Here is a 14764-nt window from a genome sequence, read left to right as displayed (position 1 = left end):
CCCCAAGCCGATGAAGCCCCCAAGGCCCACATAGCCGACTGACGCCTCCCAAGGCTGATCAGCCGACTGAACACCCTTACGGAAGGCCGAACCCCAGCCACCACACGGGCGGGCACGCGGAGCGAGTGCAGCGAGCGCAGCGGGCCCGCCCGCCGATCAAGAGGCTGTTTCGCCGCGGAGCGCCAGCGGAGCGGGGAAACAGCCTCTTGATCGTGACGGGGGTTCCAGGGGGTCGCTCCCCTGGGAAATCACGCCCGCTTCTTGTAGGCCCTCAGCGACAGCGGCGCGAAGACCAGGGAGATTCCGAGGCCCCAGGCCAGCGCGATCCAGGCGTGTTCCAGGACGGGGCCGCCGACCAGCAGGCCGCGCATGGACGCGACCAGCTGCGTCACCGGGCTGTTGTCCATGCAGAACGCGAGCCAGCCGGGGATGCCCTTGGTCGTCGGGATGAACGCGGTGCTCAGGAAGCTCAGCGGGAAGATCACCACGAAGCCGAAGATCTGCACCTTCTCCGGCTCGTTGACCTTCATCGCGATGTACACCGACGTCCAGGAGAACAGCAGCGCGAACGTGAGCAGCAGCAGGAACGCGAGGAGCACCGACAGGACGCCGGTGTGCACCCGGAACCCGATCGCGAACCCGACGCCCAGCAGGATCAGCATCGACCAGGCCTGCTTGACGGTGTCGGCGATGATCCGGCCGGCGAGCGGCGCCGACCGGGAGATCGGCAGGCTGCGGAACCGGTCGAAGACCCCCTTGGTGATGTCGGTGTTCAGCCCGAATCCGGTGCTCATCCCGGCGAACAGCGCGTTCTGCGCGATGATCCCCGGGATGACGATCGGCAGGTAGGCGTGCACGCTGCCGGCCATCGCCGGGCCGAACACGTACGCGAACAGCAGCACGAACATGATCGGCTGGATGGACAGGTCCAGCAGCTCCATCGGGTTGTGCTTGATCTGGACGAGGTTGCGCCAGGCCAGCGTCAGCGTGTTGCGGGCGGCGATGCCCGGCGACACGCGCTTGGCGAGGTCCTGCGGCGCGAACGCGGTGGCGGTCATGCCGGCGCCCCTTCCCGGTCGGCGGCCTGCTCGAGGGCGCCGGCCTCCGCTTCGATGTCGTCGGTGTGGTGGCCGGTGAGGGCGAAGAACACCTCGTCCAGGCTGGACTTGCGCAGCGACAGCTCGCCGACCGCGACGCCGGCGTCGTCGAGCCGCCGGACGACGGCGGGCATCAGCGCCGGGTCGGTGATCGGCGCGGACACCAGCCCGTCGCGGGTCTCCGGCTCGGCGCCGGTGAGGTCGGCGACGATCCGCGCGGCGGCCTCGCCGTCGGCCTCCCGGATCGGCCGCAGCTCCAGTACCTGCCCGCCGACCTGCTCCTTCAGCCGGTCGGACGTGCCCTGCGCGATCACCTGGCCGCGGTCGATCACCACGATGTCGTCGGCGAGCTGGTCGGCCTCCTCCAGGTACTGCGTGGTGAGCAGCACGGTGACGCCGTCGTCGGTCAGGCCGCGGACGATGTCCCACAGGCCGCCGCGGCTGCGCGGGTCGAGCCCGGTGGTGGGCTCGTCCAGGAACAGGAACTGCGGCCGGCCGACGAGGCTGGCCGCGAGGTCCAAACGGCGGCGCATTCCGCCCGAGTAGGTCTTGGCGGCGCGTTCGGCCGCCTCGGTGAGCTCGAACCGCTCCAGCAGCTCCGCCGCGCGAGCTCGGGACGCCCGCCGCGAGATGCCGAGCAGCCGCCCGATCAGGATGAGGTTCTCGGTGCCGGTGAGCATCTCGTCGACCCCGGCGTACTGGCCGGTGAGGCCGATCAGCTGCCGTACCTTGTGCGCGTCTTTCACCACGTCGTACCCGCCGACCCGGGCGCTGCCCTCGGTCGGCTCGATCAGCGTGGCGAGGATCCGCGTCGCGGTCGTCTTCCCCGCGCCGTTCGGGCCGAGGACGCCCAGCACGGTGCCGGGCTCGGCGGTGAGCGAGACGCCGGCCAGCGCCCTGGTCTCACCGAACCGCTTCACCAGGCCGTCGGCCTGGATCGCGTAGGACATGTGATCTCCTAGGACTCGGTCTGCCGGACTTACCCGCCCGACGGGGACGGACCCGCCAACCTATGCATGCCTCAGGTCGGTCCGCATCTGCTTTTCCGCCGCCTCGGCGGCGTCCCGGGCACGTCCCGCCACCTTCGCAGCCGGTACTGACAAAACGCTGGCAGGGCGCTGTTTTCTCCGGACGTTCTAGACTCGCGGTGTGACGTCGGTGCGGCGCAGTCACCACAAGGACGGCGGGGGGCCGCACCCGCCGCGGCTGCGGCCGCCCGAACACCGGGTCTCGCCGCGCGCCATCGCGCACTGGGCGATCGAGTACCTGCTGCTGTGGGGGCTGGCGTTCGGGCTCGCGCTCGGCGTCGCCGCCTGGCTCGGCGACGAGGGGTGGAGCGGCATGCCGGGCTGGCTGTCCGGGCGCGTCGGCTGGCTGCCGTGGGCGGTCGGGACGGCCGGGGTCCTCATGGTCACCGCGGCGCCCGTGTGGCGGTACCGGGTGCACCGGTGGGAGGTCAGCGCCGACGTCGTCTACACCCGCACCGGCTGGTTCAGCCGCGAGTGGCTGCTGGTGCCGGTCAGCCGGATCCAGACCGTCGACACCGAGCAGGGCTGGATCGAGCGGCTGCTGGGCCTCGCCACCATCAAGGTCAACACCGCGTCGCACACGGGCTCGTCGGAGGTGTCCGGCCTGCCCGCGGACGTCGCGACCCGCCTCGCCGAGCAGCTCGCGCGCCGCGCGCACGACCTCCGCGACGACGCGACGTGAGCGTCCGCCCCGAGACCGGAGAGCCCGCGGCGGCGGGCCCCCCGCCCGCCGCCGTCGCGGCCGGGCCGCGCCGCCGCCGGCTGCACCCGCTGACGTTCGTGGTCGGCGCGGTCCGCGAGCTGGTCGCGCTGCTCGCCGCGGGCGCCGCCGGGCTGCTCGTCGGCGGCGTGTCCACCGCGTTCTACTTCACCCTGGCCGGGCTCGGGTTCGGGCTGGCGTTCCACGTCGCCGGCTGGGTCACCTTCACCTACGTGCTGCACGGCGACCGCATCGAGCTGCGGCGCGTCCTCGTCGGACGGTCCGTCAAGAGCATCCCGCGCGACCGGATCCGCGGCGTCGACGTCAGCGCGTCCCTGCCGCAGCGGCTGCTCGGCCTCGCCGTCGTGCACATCGACGCGGGCGCGGAGGGCGGCGAGGGCACCCTCAACGCCGTGTCCCGCCAGGAGGCCGACCGGCTGCGGCGGGTGCTGCTCGCCCGCCCGGCCGCCGACGGGCGCCCGCCGCGCCGCCTCCTCGCCCGCGTGTCGCCGCGCTGGTACCTGTACGCCCCGCTCAGCGGCGCCTACCTGCTCACGCCGTTCGCTCTGGCGGGCAGCGTGCTCGGAACCCTCTACAACCTCGGCGACGATCTCGGGCTCATCACCCGGCAGCGCGTCGAGAGCGTGGGGCACGGCGTCGCCGGGGCGGCGCCCGCCCTCGCCGTCGCGCTGCTCGTCCTGCTGCTCCTCGCCATGCCGGTCATGTCGGTGATCGTGTTCGCGCTGTTCAACTGGGACTTCACCGTGCACGAGCGGGACGGCTCGATCCTGGTGGAGCGCGGCGTGCTCACCCGGCGGGCGGTGTCCCTCGAACGCCGCCGGCTGCGGGGCGTCGAGCTGTCGGACAACCTGCTGGAACGGCGCGCCGGGGTCGTGCGGCTCGGCGCGCTCATCACCGGTCTCGGGGACGCCGCGCACCGCGGCCGGCTGCTGCCCGCCGCGCCCCGTCGCGCGGCGGAGGATCTCGCGGCGCGGGTCCTCGGCGCCGTGCCGGGCCCGCTGGTCGCGCATCCCCGCGCGGCCCGCGGCCGGCGGGTCGCGCGCGCGGTCGCGCCGCTCGCCGCGGTCGCCGCCATCGCGGTGCTCGCCGGCCAGCCGTGGGTCGCCTACGCCTGCGCGGCCCTCGCCGTCCCCGCCGTGCCGCTGGGCCTGGACCGCTACCGCCAGCTGGGGCACGCCTCGGACGGCACGCGCCTCACCGTCCGGTCGGGTTCGCTGCGCCGCCGCCAGGTCGTCGTGGACCACGGCGCCGTGATCGGCTGGCGGGTCCGCCGCACGCTGTTCCAGCGCCGGCTCGGCCTCGCGACCCTGTTCGTCGCGACCGGCGCCGGCGACGGGGGCTACTCCGCGACGGACATGTCGGAGTCGGACGCCGTCGCCTTCGCCGCCGCCATCACCCCCGAATGGCTCGCGCCGTTCATCGAGCGCCCCGCGCCGGAACCGCCCGCGAAACGGGGCGCCGAACCCCGGCCGTGACCCGGCCCCCGCTCACTCGGGGCGGCGGGCGCCGAACATGATCTCGTCCCAGGACGGCACGGAGGCGCGCTTGCCCTTGGCCTTGCGGCGGGGGCGCGCCGGACGCTGCGCCGGGGTCTCCGCCGCCGGGGAACCGGTGACCGGCTTGTCCTGCGCGGCGGGCATCGAGGGCCGGGCCGGCTTCTTCTTCGCCGGCGGCCGGGTCGGCTCCCGGCGCGCCGGATGCTGCGGCGCCTGCTGCTGCGGTACCGGCTGTTTCGGTGCCGGCTGCTGGGCGGGCTGCGGCGGAGTCAGGTCGGGCCGGGCGGCCTTCTCTTCGGGCGCGGCTTCGCCACCGTCGCTCTCGGCGGGCTTCTCGCTCTCTCGCGCCGCCGGTGCCGGGGCGTCCTCAGCCTGATCGGGCTCGTCGTGCGCCGGAGCCGCCTCCGCCTCCTGCGGGGCGGGCTCCTCGTCGGCGGGCTCGCCCTCGGCGGGCTCCTCGCGCGTCACCTGCGCGTCCTCGGCCTGCGGGGCGTCGCCGTCCGCCTGCGCGGTCTCGGCGGGGACGTCGTCTCGGGCGTCCTCGCTCGCCACGGGCCGGGGGTCCTCGGCCGCGGCCTGCGACGCTTCGCTCTCCTCGGCGGGCTCCGCGCCCTGAGCCGCGGGGTCGTCCCCGGCCTCGTCCTCGGCGGGACGCGACTCCTCAAGGACCTCGGCCGCGTCGCTCGCCGCCTCGGAACGGGTCTCCTCGCGATCCGCGGGCCCGGCCTCCTCGGCGGCGCTCTCCGCGCCGGACGCCGCGTCACCGGCGGGCGCCTCGGCCTGCGGCTCCTCCTCGCGGGCCGGGCGGTCGTCGCGCGGCCGGGCGTCCTCGGCGGGACGCGCGGGTTCGGCGGCCTCGCGCAGGCGCGGCGCCTCGCGGGGGCCGTCGGAGGAGAGCGGGCGGGACGCCTCGCGCAGCGGCGCGCCCTCGGCGGGCGCCTCGCGGAAGGCGGGGCGCGGGTCGACCATGCGGCCGCGCTCGACGATGTACTGCGGCGGCTCGGCGGGACGCAGCGGGCCGACCGCGGCGGGCTGCTCCGGCTCGGCGGGCAGGCCGCGCGCGGAGACGTCCCTGTCGCCCGGGAACCGGTCGTTCGGGAGCCGGTCGTTCTGCACGACCTTCATCGCCGGACGGCGCGGGACGAGCGGGGTGACGGTGTCCGACAGCGTCTCCTCGTCCCATTCGACGGCGGTGAGCCGGGCGGCGATCTCGTCGAGCGGGGAGACGTGCCGGCGGCGCGGGTCGAAGGACCACTCGGCGGCGTGCGGGCGGCCGTTGTCGAAGAACGACAGCCGGACGCGCCAGGTGGAGTCCTCGCACTTCCAGGAGTCCCACTCGGCCTCTTCGAGGTCGACGCCGCCGCGGCCGAGCCGCTCCTCGACGGTCTCGCCGAGCGGCGGGCCGAGCGTGCTCTCACCGGGGCGGCGCACCGCGACGCGCTGCGCCTGCTGCGCCATGTACTCGCGTTCCTGCAGGACCGGGCCCTCGAACCAGCGGACGCGTTCGACCGGGATGCCCGCGGACTCGGCGATCTCCTCCGCCGTCTCGCCGGACCGGATGCGGGCCTGGATCTCCTTGGGACGCAAGGGACTCTCCACTTCGATCTCGAACTGGCCGAGGCGGGAGAAGTGCCCACGGACCGCTGCGCGGAGCCGGTCGTCGACGGGCAGGGTGAACCGGGTGCCTCGGCCCGCGGTGGCCAGGACGAGGTACGTACCGTCCTCGCTGACCGCGACGAGGCGCAGCTCCTGCATGCGTGTCCTTCCTGCCCTGTCCTGACGGCACGGAGGGCGCCGGACCGTCCGGCCGCGGTCTCGCCGGCCGGTCGCCCCTCGCCCGCCGAGGGCGCATGCGTGCCCTTCCCCCGGGTTCCCGAGTCTCTCTTCCGGACACACCTGCTGCCAGCACCGTACCCGGCATGTCCGAACATCGCCGCTCTCGAAGCCCCCTTCACGAGGCCGAAGAGGGCACCTGACCTAGCTTGCCGGTGTCGCGGGGCGACCGGGGGCGGCCTGCCGCATTCTTGTGGATCCTTTTCCACACTGTGCCTGACCCCGGCGGCGTACTCCACCGCTTCGAGGTTACGAGCGTCACGTCTGCGGCAGGAACACCCTGATCTTCCGATTAGTTTGATTTCCGGGGGTTTTGGGCGAACGAACAGGGGTGAAACGATCGATGCGCGGCAAGCTGCCCGATGTCAGCACCACGCAGCTGATCGCCAGCGGGGTGGCGACGCTGGTCGCCGCCGTCGGCGCTTCCTACCTGGGGGTCTACGGGACGATCATCGGCGCCGCGCTGATGAGCGTGGTGTCGACGGCGGGCTCCGCGGTCGTCAAGCACTACCTCGACCAGGGCCGTGACCAGATCAAGGACCTGACGCACCTCCAGGCGGCGGTGCTCCGGCAGGGCGCGGCGGAGCAGGCGGCGGCGCAGGCGCGGAGCGCCGACCCGACGCGGACCGTGGTGTGGCCGGCGGGCGACCCGAACGCGACCCGGCTCGACCTGAACCTGCCCGGCCACCCGTCCGGCGGCGGGGACCCGAACGCGACGCGCCTGGACCGCACCCCGGCGGAGACGGTCGCGGACGCGCTCGCGGCGGCGGCGAGCCCGGACGCCGTCCGCGAGGTCGTCCGCCGGTCGGCGCTCGACGCGACCGCCGACCGGCTGAAGCAGCACTGGGTGAAGCTCGCGGTGTCGTCGGCGGCGATCTTCGCGATCGTGATCGGCGGCATCACCCTCTACGAGGCGGCCACCGGCTCGCCGCTCGGGGACCCGGGCAACGGCACGACCATCAGCAAGGCGCTGACCGGCGGCGGAGGCGGCGGCTCGGACGAGACGCCGACGTCGCCGTCCCCGACCGGGCACTCCACCGGCCCCGGCGCCACGCCGAGCACCGGCCCGTCCGGCGGGACGCCGTCGAGCGGCACGCCCACCACGACGGCGCCGGCCGCGCCGACGCGCGAGCCCACCGAGCCGACCGCGCCGACGTCCTCGGCGCCCAGCACGCCGGAGACGCCGAGCACCCCTCAACCGACGAAGACCTCAGACGGCGGCGACGGCCGGCAGCCGGGCGGGGGCGGCGCTGAGCCGAACGTCGGCGCCACCCCGAACCAGTGAGCCTCTAATCGCCGAAGACCTGCCGGGTATAAGGGTTGGCGAAGCGGCGGTCGGGGTCGAGCTCGTCGCGCAGCCTCTGGAAGTCGCTGAAGCGGGGGTAGACCTTCTCCAGGTAGATGGCGTCGCGGGTGTGGAGCTTGCCCCAGTGCGGGCGGCCGTCGAGGTCGGTGAGGAGTTTCTCGACACCGCGGAAGTACTCCTGGTGCCGGTCCTTGTAGTAGACGTGGACGGCGATGAAGGCGCTGCGGCGGCCGTGGGCCATCGACAGCCAGGCGTCCTCCTCGGGGAGCAGCCGCACCTCGATCGGGAAGCTGATGCGCCAGTCCTTGCGGGCGAACAGGGAGCGCAGCTCGCGCAGCGCGGGGACGAGAGCCTCGCGCGGGATCGCGTACTCCTGCTCCTTGAAGCGGACCGTGCGGGGGCTGGTGAACACCTTGTAGGAGGCGTCGCTGTAGGTGCGGGCGCCGAGCGCCTTGGCGGAGATGCCGTTGACGAAGGGCGTGGTGGCGGGCGCCAGGTGCGTCAGCCGGTTGACGGCGCCGAAGACCTTGTTGGACAGGAACTCGTCGTCCATCCAGTACTTGAACTTCGGCAGCGGCTCGGCGGGGCCCTCGACGCGGTTGTTGCGCTTGGTCAGGCAGCCCTCGGTGTGCGGGAACCAGTAGAACTCGAAGTGCTCGTTGGCGTCGTCGAACTCGTCGACGCGGGCGAGGACCTCGTCCCACTTCATCGGCTCTTCCTGCGCGCGCAGGAGGAAGGCGGGGACGGTCTTCCAGGTGATGGCGGTGACGACGCCGAGGGCGCCGAGGCCGGCGCGGGCGGCGTCGAACAGCTCGGGGCGCTCGCCGGGCGAGCAGGTGACGGTGGAGCCGTCGGCGAGGACGAGCTCGAGGGCGGCGACCTGGGAGGCGAGGCCGGCGGCGTCGCGTCCGGTGCCGTGCGTGGCGGTCTGCAGGGCGCCCGCGACGGTCTGCTCCTGGATGTCGCCCATGTTGGCCAGGGCCAGGCCGTGCTCGGCGAGGACGCGGTTGAACGCGTGCAGCGGCAGCCCGGCCTCGACGGTGACCAGGCCGGTCGCGGTGTCGACGGAGCGGACGGCGGTGAGCGCGTGCGGGCGCAGCAGCACGCCCTCGGCGACGGCCGCGCCGGTGAAGGAGTGGCCGGTGCCGATCATCCGGACGGTGAGGCCGTCGGACGCGGCGGACCGGACCGCCGCCGCCACCTCGGCGGTGCCGCCGGGGGTCGCGACGCGGCGCGGGGCGGCCTGCTGGTTTCCCGCCCAGTTGTGCCACTTCTGGTGGGTCACGGGGGACATGCGGCGACTCTACTCGGCCATCGATCGTGAGGAAAGTTCACGTTTACCGAGCGCGCCGGTGCGACAGCGTCGCCGTCACGGATCCGGCGATACCGTACGATCCGGTAACCGCGGACACGAGAAGGACGATGCCGATCCCCACCATGCCGATCCCCACCATGGACATCGACATGCGGCCGACGAACCCGGCGGCGACGAACGGCCGGGCGCCGGGAACCGACAGCGGCTCCCGGTACGGACCGGACATCCGCGACTCCCCTCCCCGCCGGGAGGTCGGGCGTCCCCCGGCCCCCGTCGTTCGACTTCAGCCCCATGATCACGTTACCTGGGGGAAAGAAGTGGCAAGACGTGTAACTCACCCGTAGCGACACTCGTTGGGACATGTTGTGGCTCCTCCATCAGCACCGCGCGCGGCCGAGGACGGGGCGCCGGACGCGGCGGCCTCCGTCCGGGGGTCCGCCGTGCGCCCGCCCCGGCAGAGGCCGCAGAAGAAGCAGCGCAAGGGCCGGACCTCGCCGACCGCCCGGGCGGGCACGGCGCGCGGCGGGCCGCGGCGCGTGCTGCCGATGCTCATCGCGACCATCGCCGCGCTCGCCATAGCGAGCACGTCCGCCGGCGTCTACGCGGCGCTGACCACCGACGGCTCCGGGCACGCCGCCCCGGCCGGCGCGCAGCACGGCGACACCCCGCCGGGCGCGGGCCAGGGCGACCCGGTGAAGGTCGTCGACGACGGGCAGGTCGCGCCGCTGCGCCGGGTCGTCCCGCCCGACGTGCTCGCCGCCGAGGCCGGGTCGATCTCCGCCGCGAAGATCGCCAAGATCGCGAAGCTGACGAAGGTCCGCGACGTCGTCGCCGTCGCGGGCGGGGCCGTCCAGCTCCAGGGCCGCCAGGTCAACGCGTTCGCGGTCGACCCGTCCTCGTTCCGCTCCTGGACGCCGCCCGGCACCGCGAAGAAGACCGACCTGTGGGCGGCGCTCGCCGCCGACCGGTTCGTGGTGTCGCCGGACGCCGCCAAGCAGCTGCAGCTGACCACCGGCTACGAGTACCCGGTGGTCGGCCGGACGATCCCGAAGCTCACCATGGGCGGCTCCGGCGACCTCGGCCTGCCCGGGATCAACATGCTGGTCAGCAAGAAGGCCGGCACGCAGATGGGCCTCGTCCCGAACGTCGCGGTGCTCGTCAACGCCCCCGGGGTCAGCCCGGCGAAGGTCGTCTCGGCCGTCCGCAAGATCCTCGGCGCGGGCGCGAACGTGGTGAACCTGCACGACGCCAAGTACCAGTCGTCCGGCACCGGCGGGAAGGCGACCAGCTACCTGGACCTGTACAAGCAGGCCGCCACCACCTGCCCCGGCCTGTCCTGGACGGTGCTCGCCGCGATCGGGCAGGTCGAGAGCGACCACGGCCGCAACGCCGGCCGCTCCAGCGCCGGCGCGCTCGGCCCGATGCAGTTCCTGCCGTCCACCTGGAAGACCTACGGGGTGGACGGCGACAGGGACGGCAAGGCCGACATCATGAACCCCTACGACGCGATCCCGGGCGCCGCGAAGTACCTGTGCGCCAACGGCGCGGGCCGGGGCGGGCAGCAGCTGTACCGGGCGATCTGGCAGTACAACCACGCCGACTGGTATGTCCAGAAGGTCTTGAACCTCGCGCGGGCGTACGCGGCGCGCTACAGCTGAGCCGGGCGGCCGGTGCTCCGGTGCCTCCACCCGGGGCGGGGTACCGGGAGGGGGCTGGTTGGATGGAGGCATGACGTCTCACGACGCGTTGCTTCTGCTGTCCTTCGGGGGGCCGGAGGGGCCCGATGACGTGATCCCGTTCCTGGAGAACGTCACCCGGGGCCGCGGCATCCCGCGCGAGCGGCTGGAGAAGGTGGGGGAGCACTACCACCTGTTCGGCGGGGTCAGCCCGATCAACCGGCTGTGCCGGGAGCTGAAGGCGGCCATCGAGGCCGACTTCGCCGCGCACGGCGTCGACTTGCCCGTGTACTGGGGCAACCGGAACTGGACCCCGTATCTCGCCGACACCGTCCGGCAGATGCGCGACGACGGGATCCGGCACGCGGCGGCGTTCGTCACGTCCGCCTACAGCGGCTACTCCACGAACGACCAGTACCTCCAGGACATCGCGCGCGCACGCGAGGAGGTCCCCGGCGCGCCCGAGATCGACAAGCTGCCCGTCTACTGGGACCGTCCCGGCTTCCTCGACCCGTTCGCGGACGCGGCGCGCGACGCGCTCGGCCGGCTCCCGGACGGCGCGCGGCTGCTGTTCACCGCGCACAGCGTCCCGCTGGCCCAGCCGAACCGGGAGCTGTACGTCGCCGAGCTGGAGCAGGCCGCCCGGACCGTCGCCGGCCGCGCCGCCCCCGGCGCCCCGTGGGACCTGGTCTACCAGAGCCGCAGCGGCCCCCCGTCCCAGCCGTGGCTGGAGCCGCAGATCACCGACCACCTGGAGAAGCTCGCCGGCGAGGGGGTCCGCGCGGTGGCGGTCGTGCCGATCGGGTTCGTCTCCGACCACATGGAGGTCAAGTACGACCTCGACGTGGAGGCGGCCGGACGCGCCGCCGAGCTGGGCATCGCGTTCGTCCGGGCCGCGACGCCCGGCGGCGACCCGCGCTTCGCCGCACTGCCGCGCCTGCTGCTGGAGGAGACACTCGATTGATGGAGGGGAATTGAGCCTGCCCGAGGAGCTGCTGGAGCTCGCCGTAGCGACCGCCCGGGAGGCGGGCCGGATGCTGGTCGACAAGCGGCCGGCCGGCGGCCCGGACGTGGTGCAGACCAAGTCGTCCCCGACCGACGTCGTCACCCAGATGGACCGCGCCGCCGAGGCGCTGATCATCGAGCGGATCCGCGCCGTCCGCCCGGACGACGCCTTCCTCGGCGAGGAGGGCGGCGAGCACGGCGGCGGCAGCGGCGTCCGCTGGGTGGTCGACCCGATCGACGGGACCGTCAACTACCTCTACGACCTGCCGGACTGGGCGGTCAGCATCGCCGCCGAGGTCGACGGCGAAGCGGTCGCGGGCGCGGTGGAGATGCCGCGGCGCGGCGAGTCGTACACGGCCTTCCGCGGCGGCGGGGCGCTGCTGCACACCGCGGCCGGCACCCGCGAGCTGCGGGTGACCGAGCGGGTGCCGCTCGGCCGGGCCCTGGTGGCGACCGGGTTCGGCTACGACGCGGGACGGCGCGCCGCGCAGGCGCGGGTGCTCACCGGGGTGCTGCCCGCCGTGCGGGACATCCGGCGCGGCGGCTCCTGCTGCGTGGACCTGTGCTCGCTGGCGGCCGGGCGCCTCGACGCCTACTACGAGCGCGGCGTCCAGGCGTGGGACATCGCCGCCGGCGCGCTGATCGTGCAGGAGGCGGGCGGGCGCGTCGAGGGCCTGCACGGTGCCGCGCCGGGGCCGGAGCTGACCATGGCGGCCGGGCCGGGCACCTTCGAGGCGCTGCACGACCTGCTCGCGCCCCTCGACCCCCTCACCGACTAACGGCGGGGCCGGGCTCCGCGCCGGGCCGCGAAGACGGCAAGAGCCCGGGACATGGGGCGTCCCGGGCTCCCTGTGTCGGGCGTCTCAGTCGCAGCGGGGTGGTTCGACGCCGATGTCGTTGTTCGCTGCGATCCGGCGCAGTTCGTTGATCTCCTCCTGACGGATGTCCGCCAGGTAGGTGTCGCCTTCCGCGTGGGCGCTGCGCAGCGACGCGTACGCGTCGTCGAGCCGCTGCTGAATCGTGCGTGACAACTCGCCCATGGGCCTCCTCCCGGATCGTGCCCATGCCTACCCAGCCGTAGGCTGAAGGTAAACCTGTTCGCCGGTGCAATTTTCGCGGATCCTTGCGCCGCCAGTTAACGCGGCGCGGCGAACGCCGTCTTGAACAGGTGTTTACGGGCGTCTTACGACTTCCGTGGCATACCTGGGACCACGGGGCGGACCGCGCCCCGACCGGAGGGGGACGCAGAGTGCGTGTTCTAGTCGTCGAGGACGAGCGGGTGCTCGCCGACGCGATCGCGACCGGGCTGCGCCGCGAGGCGCTCGCCGTGGACGTGGCCTACGACGGCGCCGGCGCCCTGGACCGCGCCGGGGTGAACGAGTACGACGTGATCGTCCTGGACCGCGACCTGCCGCGGGTGCACGGCGACGACGTGTGCAAGCAGCTGGTGGCGCAGCGCTACCCCGCGCGGATCATCATGCTCACCGCCGCCGGGGAGCTGGACGACCGGGTCGAGGGGCTGTCCATCGGCGCCGACGACTACCTGGCCAAGCCGTTCGCCTTCGCCGAGCTGATCGCCCGGGTGCGGGCGCTCGGCCGCCGCGCCGCCGCGCCGCTGCCGCCGGTGCTGGAGCGCGCCGGGGTGGCGCTCGACCCGGCCCGCCGCGAGGTGACCCGGGACGGGCGGGTGGTGGAGCTGACCCGCAAGGAGTTCGCGGTCCTGGAGGTGCTGCTCAGCGCGGACGGCGCCGTCGTCAGCTCCGAGCAGCTGCTGGAGAAGGCCTGGGACGAGCACATCGACCCGTTCACCAACGTCGTCCGCGTGACGATGATGACGCTGCGCAAGAAGCTCGGCGACCCCCCGGTCATCGAGACCGTGCCCGGAGTGGGATACCGCCTTTGACTTCCGAATCCGCACCGCACAACGACCGGCCCGACCGGAACGAGGGGCCCGGGCAGAACGAGCGACCCGGGCAGAGCGAGCACGCCGGGCCGGGCGAGCCGGCGGCCGGGCGGTCCGAGCAGACGCAGCCGACCCGTCCGGTGCAGCCGGGCGCGGACGAGCGGTCCGCGCGCCCCGGCCGCTGGCGGCGGCCCGGCCCGCAGCAGGTGCCGGGCCCCGAGCTCGGCGGCAAGAACGCCTGGCGGGGGGAGGGCGGCGCGTCGTTCGGCGAGCTGAAGAAGGTGCCCGGCCGGATGAGCGTCCGGCTGCGGCTGACCCTGCTGTACGGGCTGCTGTTCTTCATGGCCGGGGCGCTGCTGCTGTTCGTGATGTCGGTGCTGATGGCCAACATCCTCGGCAACGTCAAGGTCATCGGCCTCGGCATCACCGACGCAGAGGCCAACGAGCTGCAGCACCAGTTCGTCGAGCAGACCATGAAGCAGCTGGTCGGCCGGTCCCTGATGGCGCTCGCCGGGGTCGGGGTGATCACCCTCGTGCTCGGCTGGTTCGTCGCCGACCGGGCGCTCAGCCCGCTGCAGCGGGTCACCACGACGGCCCGCCGGCTGTCGGAGAGCACCCTGCACGAGCGGATCGCGCTGGAGGGCCCCGACGACGAGATCAAGGAGCTGGCCGACACCTTCGACGCGATGCTGGAGCGGCTCGGCCAGGCGTTCGACTCCCAGCGCCGGTTCGTCGCGAACGCCTCGCACGAGCTGCGCACCCCGCTCGCGATCAACCGGACGCTGCTGGAGGTCGCGCTCGGCGACCCGGAGGCGTCCGACGACCTGCGCACCGTCGGCCGGACGCTGCTCGCCACCAACGCCCGGCACGAGCGGCTCATCGAGGGCCTGCTGCTGCTCGCCCGCAGCGAGCGCGAGCTGACCACCCGCAACCCCGTCGACCTCGCCGAGGTCGCCGCGACGGTGCTGGAGCACTCCGCGCGCCGCGAGCACGACAACGATGTGGCGGTGCACCGGGAGCTGACGTCCGGGACCGCGCTCGGCGACCCGGTGCTGCTGGAGCACCTGGTGTCCAACCTGGTGGAGAACGCGATCAAGCACAACGACGCCGAGGGCGGCGAGCTGTGGATCCGCACCGGCATGCTCGACGGATACGCCACCGTCCAGGTCGAGAACACCGGCCCGGCGGTGCCCGCCTACGAGGTCGAGCGGCTGTTCGAGCCGTTCCGGCGGCTGAACTCCGACCGGGTCGAGTCCGCCAAGGGCGCGGGCCTCGGGCTGTCGATCGTCCGCTCGGTGGTGCTGGCGCACCGCGGCGCGGTCTACGCGGTGCCGCGGCCGGGCGGCGGGCTGATCGTCACCGTCCGGCTCCAGCCCGGCTGATC

At 73.8% G+C, this 14764-nt stretch carries 14 protein-coding genes; 8 read left to right on the top strand and 6 right to left on the bottom strand.

Annotated features, from left to right (window positions below):
• Window positions 1-248: 248 nt before the first annotated feature.
• Both F8568_RS06520 and F8568_RS06515 read right to left on the bottom strand, forming a co-directional pair.
• Window positions 249-1058: an ABC transporter permease gene (locus F8568_RS06520; protein WP_151592438.1), complete on the bottom strand. Its 810-nt coding sequence runs from the start codon at window positions 1056-1058 to the stop codon at window positions 249-251.
• Window positions 1055-2047, bottom strand: coding sequence for an ATP-binding cassette domain-containing protein (locus F8568_RS06515; RefSeq protein WP_151592436.1), 993 nt, complete (start codon window positions 2045-2047; stop codon window positions 1055-1057). The genes F8568_RS06520 and F8568_RS06515 overlap by 4 nt, the downstream gene beginning before the upstream one ends.
• Window positions 2048-2246: 199 nt before the next feature.
• On the opposite strand from F8568_RS06515, the gene F8568_RS06510 reads away from it, so the two are divergent.
• Both F8568_RS06510 and F8568_RS06505 read left to right on the top strand, forming a co-directional pair.
• Window positions 2247-2807 carry a PH domain-containing protein gene (locus F8568_RS06510; RefSeq protein ID WP_151592434.1) on the top strand — a complete coding sequence of 187 codons (561 nt, stop codon included), beginning with the start codon at window positions 2247-2249 and terminating at the stop codon, window positions 2805-2807.
• A complete protein-coding gene (locus F8568_RS06505; protein ID WP_151592432.1) occupies window positions 2804-4321 on the top strand; it encodes a PH domain-containing protein in 1518 nt (505 codons plus the stop codon). Before F8568_RS06510 ends, F8568_RS06505 begins: the two co-directional genes overlap by 4 nt.
• Window positions 4322-4333: 12 nt before the next feature.
• On the opposite strand, the gene sepH is transcribed toward F8568_RS06505, so the two are convergent.
• Window positions 4334-6097 (bottom strand): septation protein SepH, encoded by a 1764-nt coding sequence (gene sepH, locus F8568_RS06500; protein ID WP_151592430.1) that lies wholly within the window; start codon window positions 6095-6097, stop codon window positions 4334-4336.
• Window positions 6098-6506: 409 nt separating this feature from the next.
• On the opposite strand from sepH, the gene F8568_RS06495 reads away from it, so the two are divergent.
• Window positions 6507-7460, top strand: coding sequence for a hypothetical protein (locus tag F8568_RS06495; RefSeq protein WP_151592428.1), 954 nt, complete (start codon window positions 6507-6509; stop codon window positions 7458-7460).
• Window positions 7461-7464: 4 nt separating this feature from the next.
• Here F8568_RS06495 and F8568_RS06490 read toward each other — a convergent pair whose 3' ends face one another.
• Together F8568_RS06490 and F8568_RS06485 are read right to left on the bottom strand one after the other, a co-directional pair.
• Complete coding sequence (locus F8568_RS06490; protein WP_151592426.1) at window positions 7465-8775, bottom strand: D-arabinono-1,4-lactone oxidase; 1311 nt, start codon at window positions 8773-8775, stop codon at window positions 7465-7467.
• A 43-nt stretch (window positions 8776-8818) separates the two neighbouring features.
• Window positions 8819-9022 (bottom strand): hypothetical protein, encoded by a 204-nt coding sequence (locus tag F8568_RS06485; protein WP_236008473.1) that lies wholly within the window; start codon window positions 9020-9022, stop codon window positions 8819-8821.
• A 139-nt stretch (window positions 9023-9161) separates the two neighbouring features.
• Between F8568_RS06485 and F8568_RS06480 the strand changes: the two genes are divergently transcribed.
• The 3 genes from F8568_RS06480 to F8568_RS06470 all read left to right on the top strand — a co-directional run bounded on the left by F8568_RS06480 (window position 9162) and on the right by F8568_RS06470 (window position 12256).
• Entirely contained in the window at window positions 9162-10454 is a 1293-nt protein-coding gene (locus tag F8568_RS06480; protein WP_328600752.1) for a lytic transglycosylase domain-containing protein, read from the top strand.
• A 70-nt stretch (window positions 10455-10524) separates the two neighbouring features.
• Complete coding sequence (locus F8568_RS06475) at window positions 10525-11436, top strand: ferrochelatase (RefSeq protein WP_151592424.1); 912 nt, start codon at window positions 10525-10527, stop codon at window positions 11434-11436.
• Between the two features lie 10 nt (window positions 11437-11446).
• Window positions 11447-12256, top strand: a complete 810-nt coding sequence (locus tag F8568_RS06470) for an inositol monophosphatase family protein (protein WP_151592422.1) — start codon at window positions 11447-11449, stop codon at window positions 12254-12256.
• An 84-nt stretch (window positions 12257-12340) separates the two neighbouring features.
• Here F8568_RS06470 and F8568_RS46600 read toward each other — a convergent pair whose 3' ends face one another.
• Window positions 12341-12517 carry a hypothetical protein gene (locus tag F8568_RS46600; RefSeq protein ID WP_190859996.1) on the bottom strand — a complete coding sequence of 59 codons (177 nt, stop codon included), beginning with the start codon at window positions 12515-12517 and terminating at the stop codon, window positions 12341-12343.
• Between the two features lie 209 nt (window positions 12518-12726).
• On the opposite strand from F8568_RS46600, the gene F8568_RS06465 reads away from it, so the two are divergent.
• Window positions 12727-13380 carry a response regulator transcription factor gene (locus F8568_RS06465; protein WP_151592420.1) on the top strand — a complete coding sequence of 218 codons (654 nt, stop codon included), beginning with the start codon at window positions 12727-12729 and terminating at the stop codon, window positions 13378-13380.
• 140 nt (window positions 13381-13520) lie between these two features.
• Window positions 13521-14762 (top strand): sensor histidine kinase, encoded by a 1242-nt coding sequence (locus F8568_RS06460; protein WP_407924459.1) that lies wholly within the window; start codon window positions 13521-13523, stop codon window positions 14760-14762.
• Window positions 14763-14764: the final 2 nt, after the last annotated feature.

The organism is Actinomadura physcomitrii, from assembly GCF_008923205.2.
Taxonomy (GTDB): domain Bacteria; phylum Actinomycetota; class Actinomycetes; order Streptosporangiales; family Streptosporangiaceae; genus Spirillospora; species Spirillospora physcomitrii.
Note: the sequence above shows the minus strand (reverse complement) of the source record. Positions and strands in the feature narration are given on the sequence as shown.

Coding starts and splice junctions, on each gene's coding strand:
- F8568_RS06490 (WP_151592426.1), bottom strand. CDS start 8,775: ATGTCCCCCGTGACCCACCAGAAGTGGCACAACTGGGCGGGAAACCAG.
- sepH (WP_151592430.1), bottom strand. CDS start 6,097: ATGCAGGAGCTGCGCCTCGTCGCGGTCAGCGAGGACGGTACGTACCTC.
- F8568_RS06485 (WP_236008473.1), bottom strand. CDS start 9,022: ATGTCCGGTCCGTACCGGGAGCCGCTGTCGGTTCCCGGCGCCCGGCCG.
- F8568_RS46600 (WP_190859996.1), bottom strand. CDS start 12,517: ATGGGCGAGTTGTCACGCACGATTCAGCAGCGGCTCGACGACGCGTAC.
- F8568_RS06475 (WP_151592424.1), top strand. CDS start 10,525: ATGACGTCTCACGACGCGTTGCTTCTGCTGTCCTTCGGGGGGCCGGAG.
- F8568_RS06520 (WP_151592438.1), bottom strand. CDS start 1,058: ATGACCGCCACCGCGTTCGCGCCGCAGGACCTCGCCAAGCGCGTGTCG.
- F8568_RS06515 (WP_151592436.1), bottom strand. CDS start 2,047: ATGTCCTACGCGATCCAGGCCGACGGCCTGGTGAAGCGGTTCGGTGAG.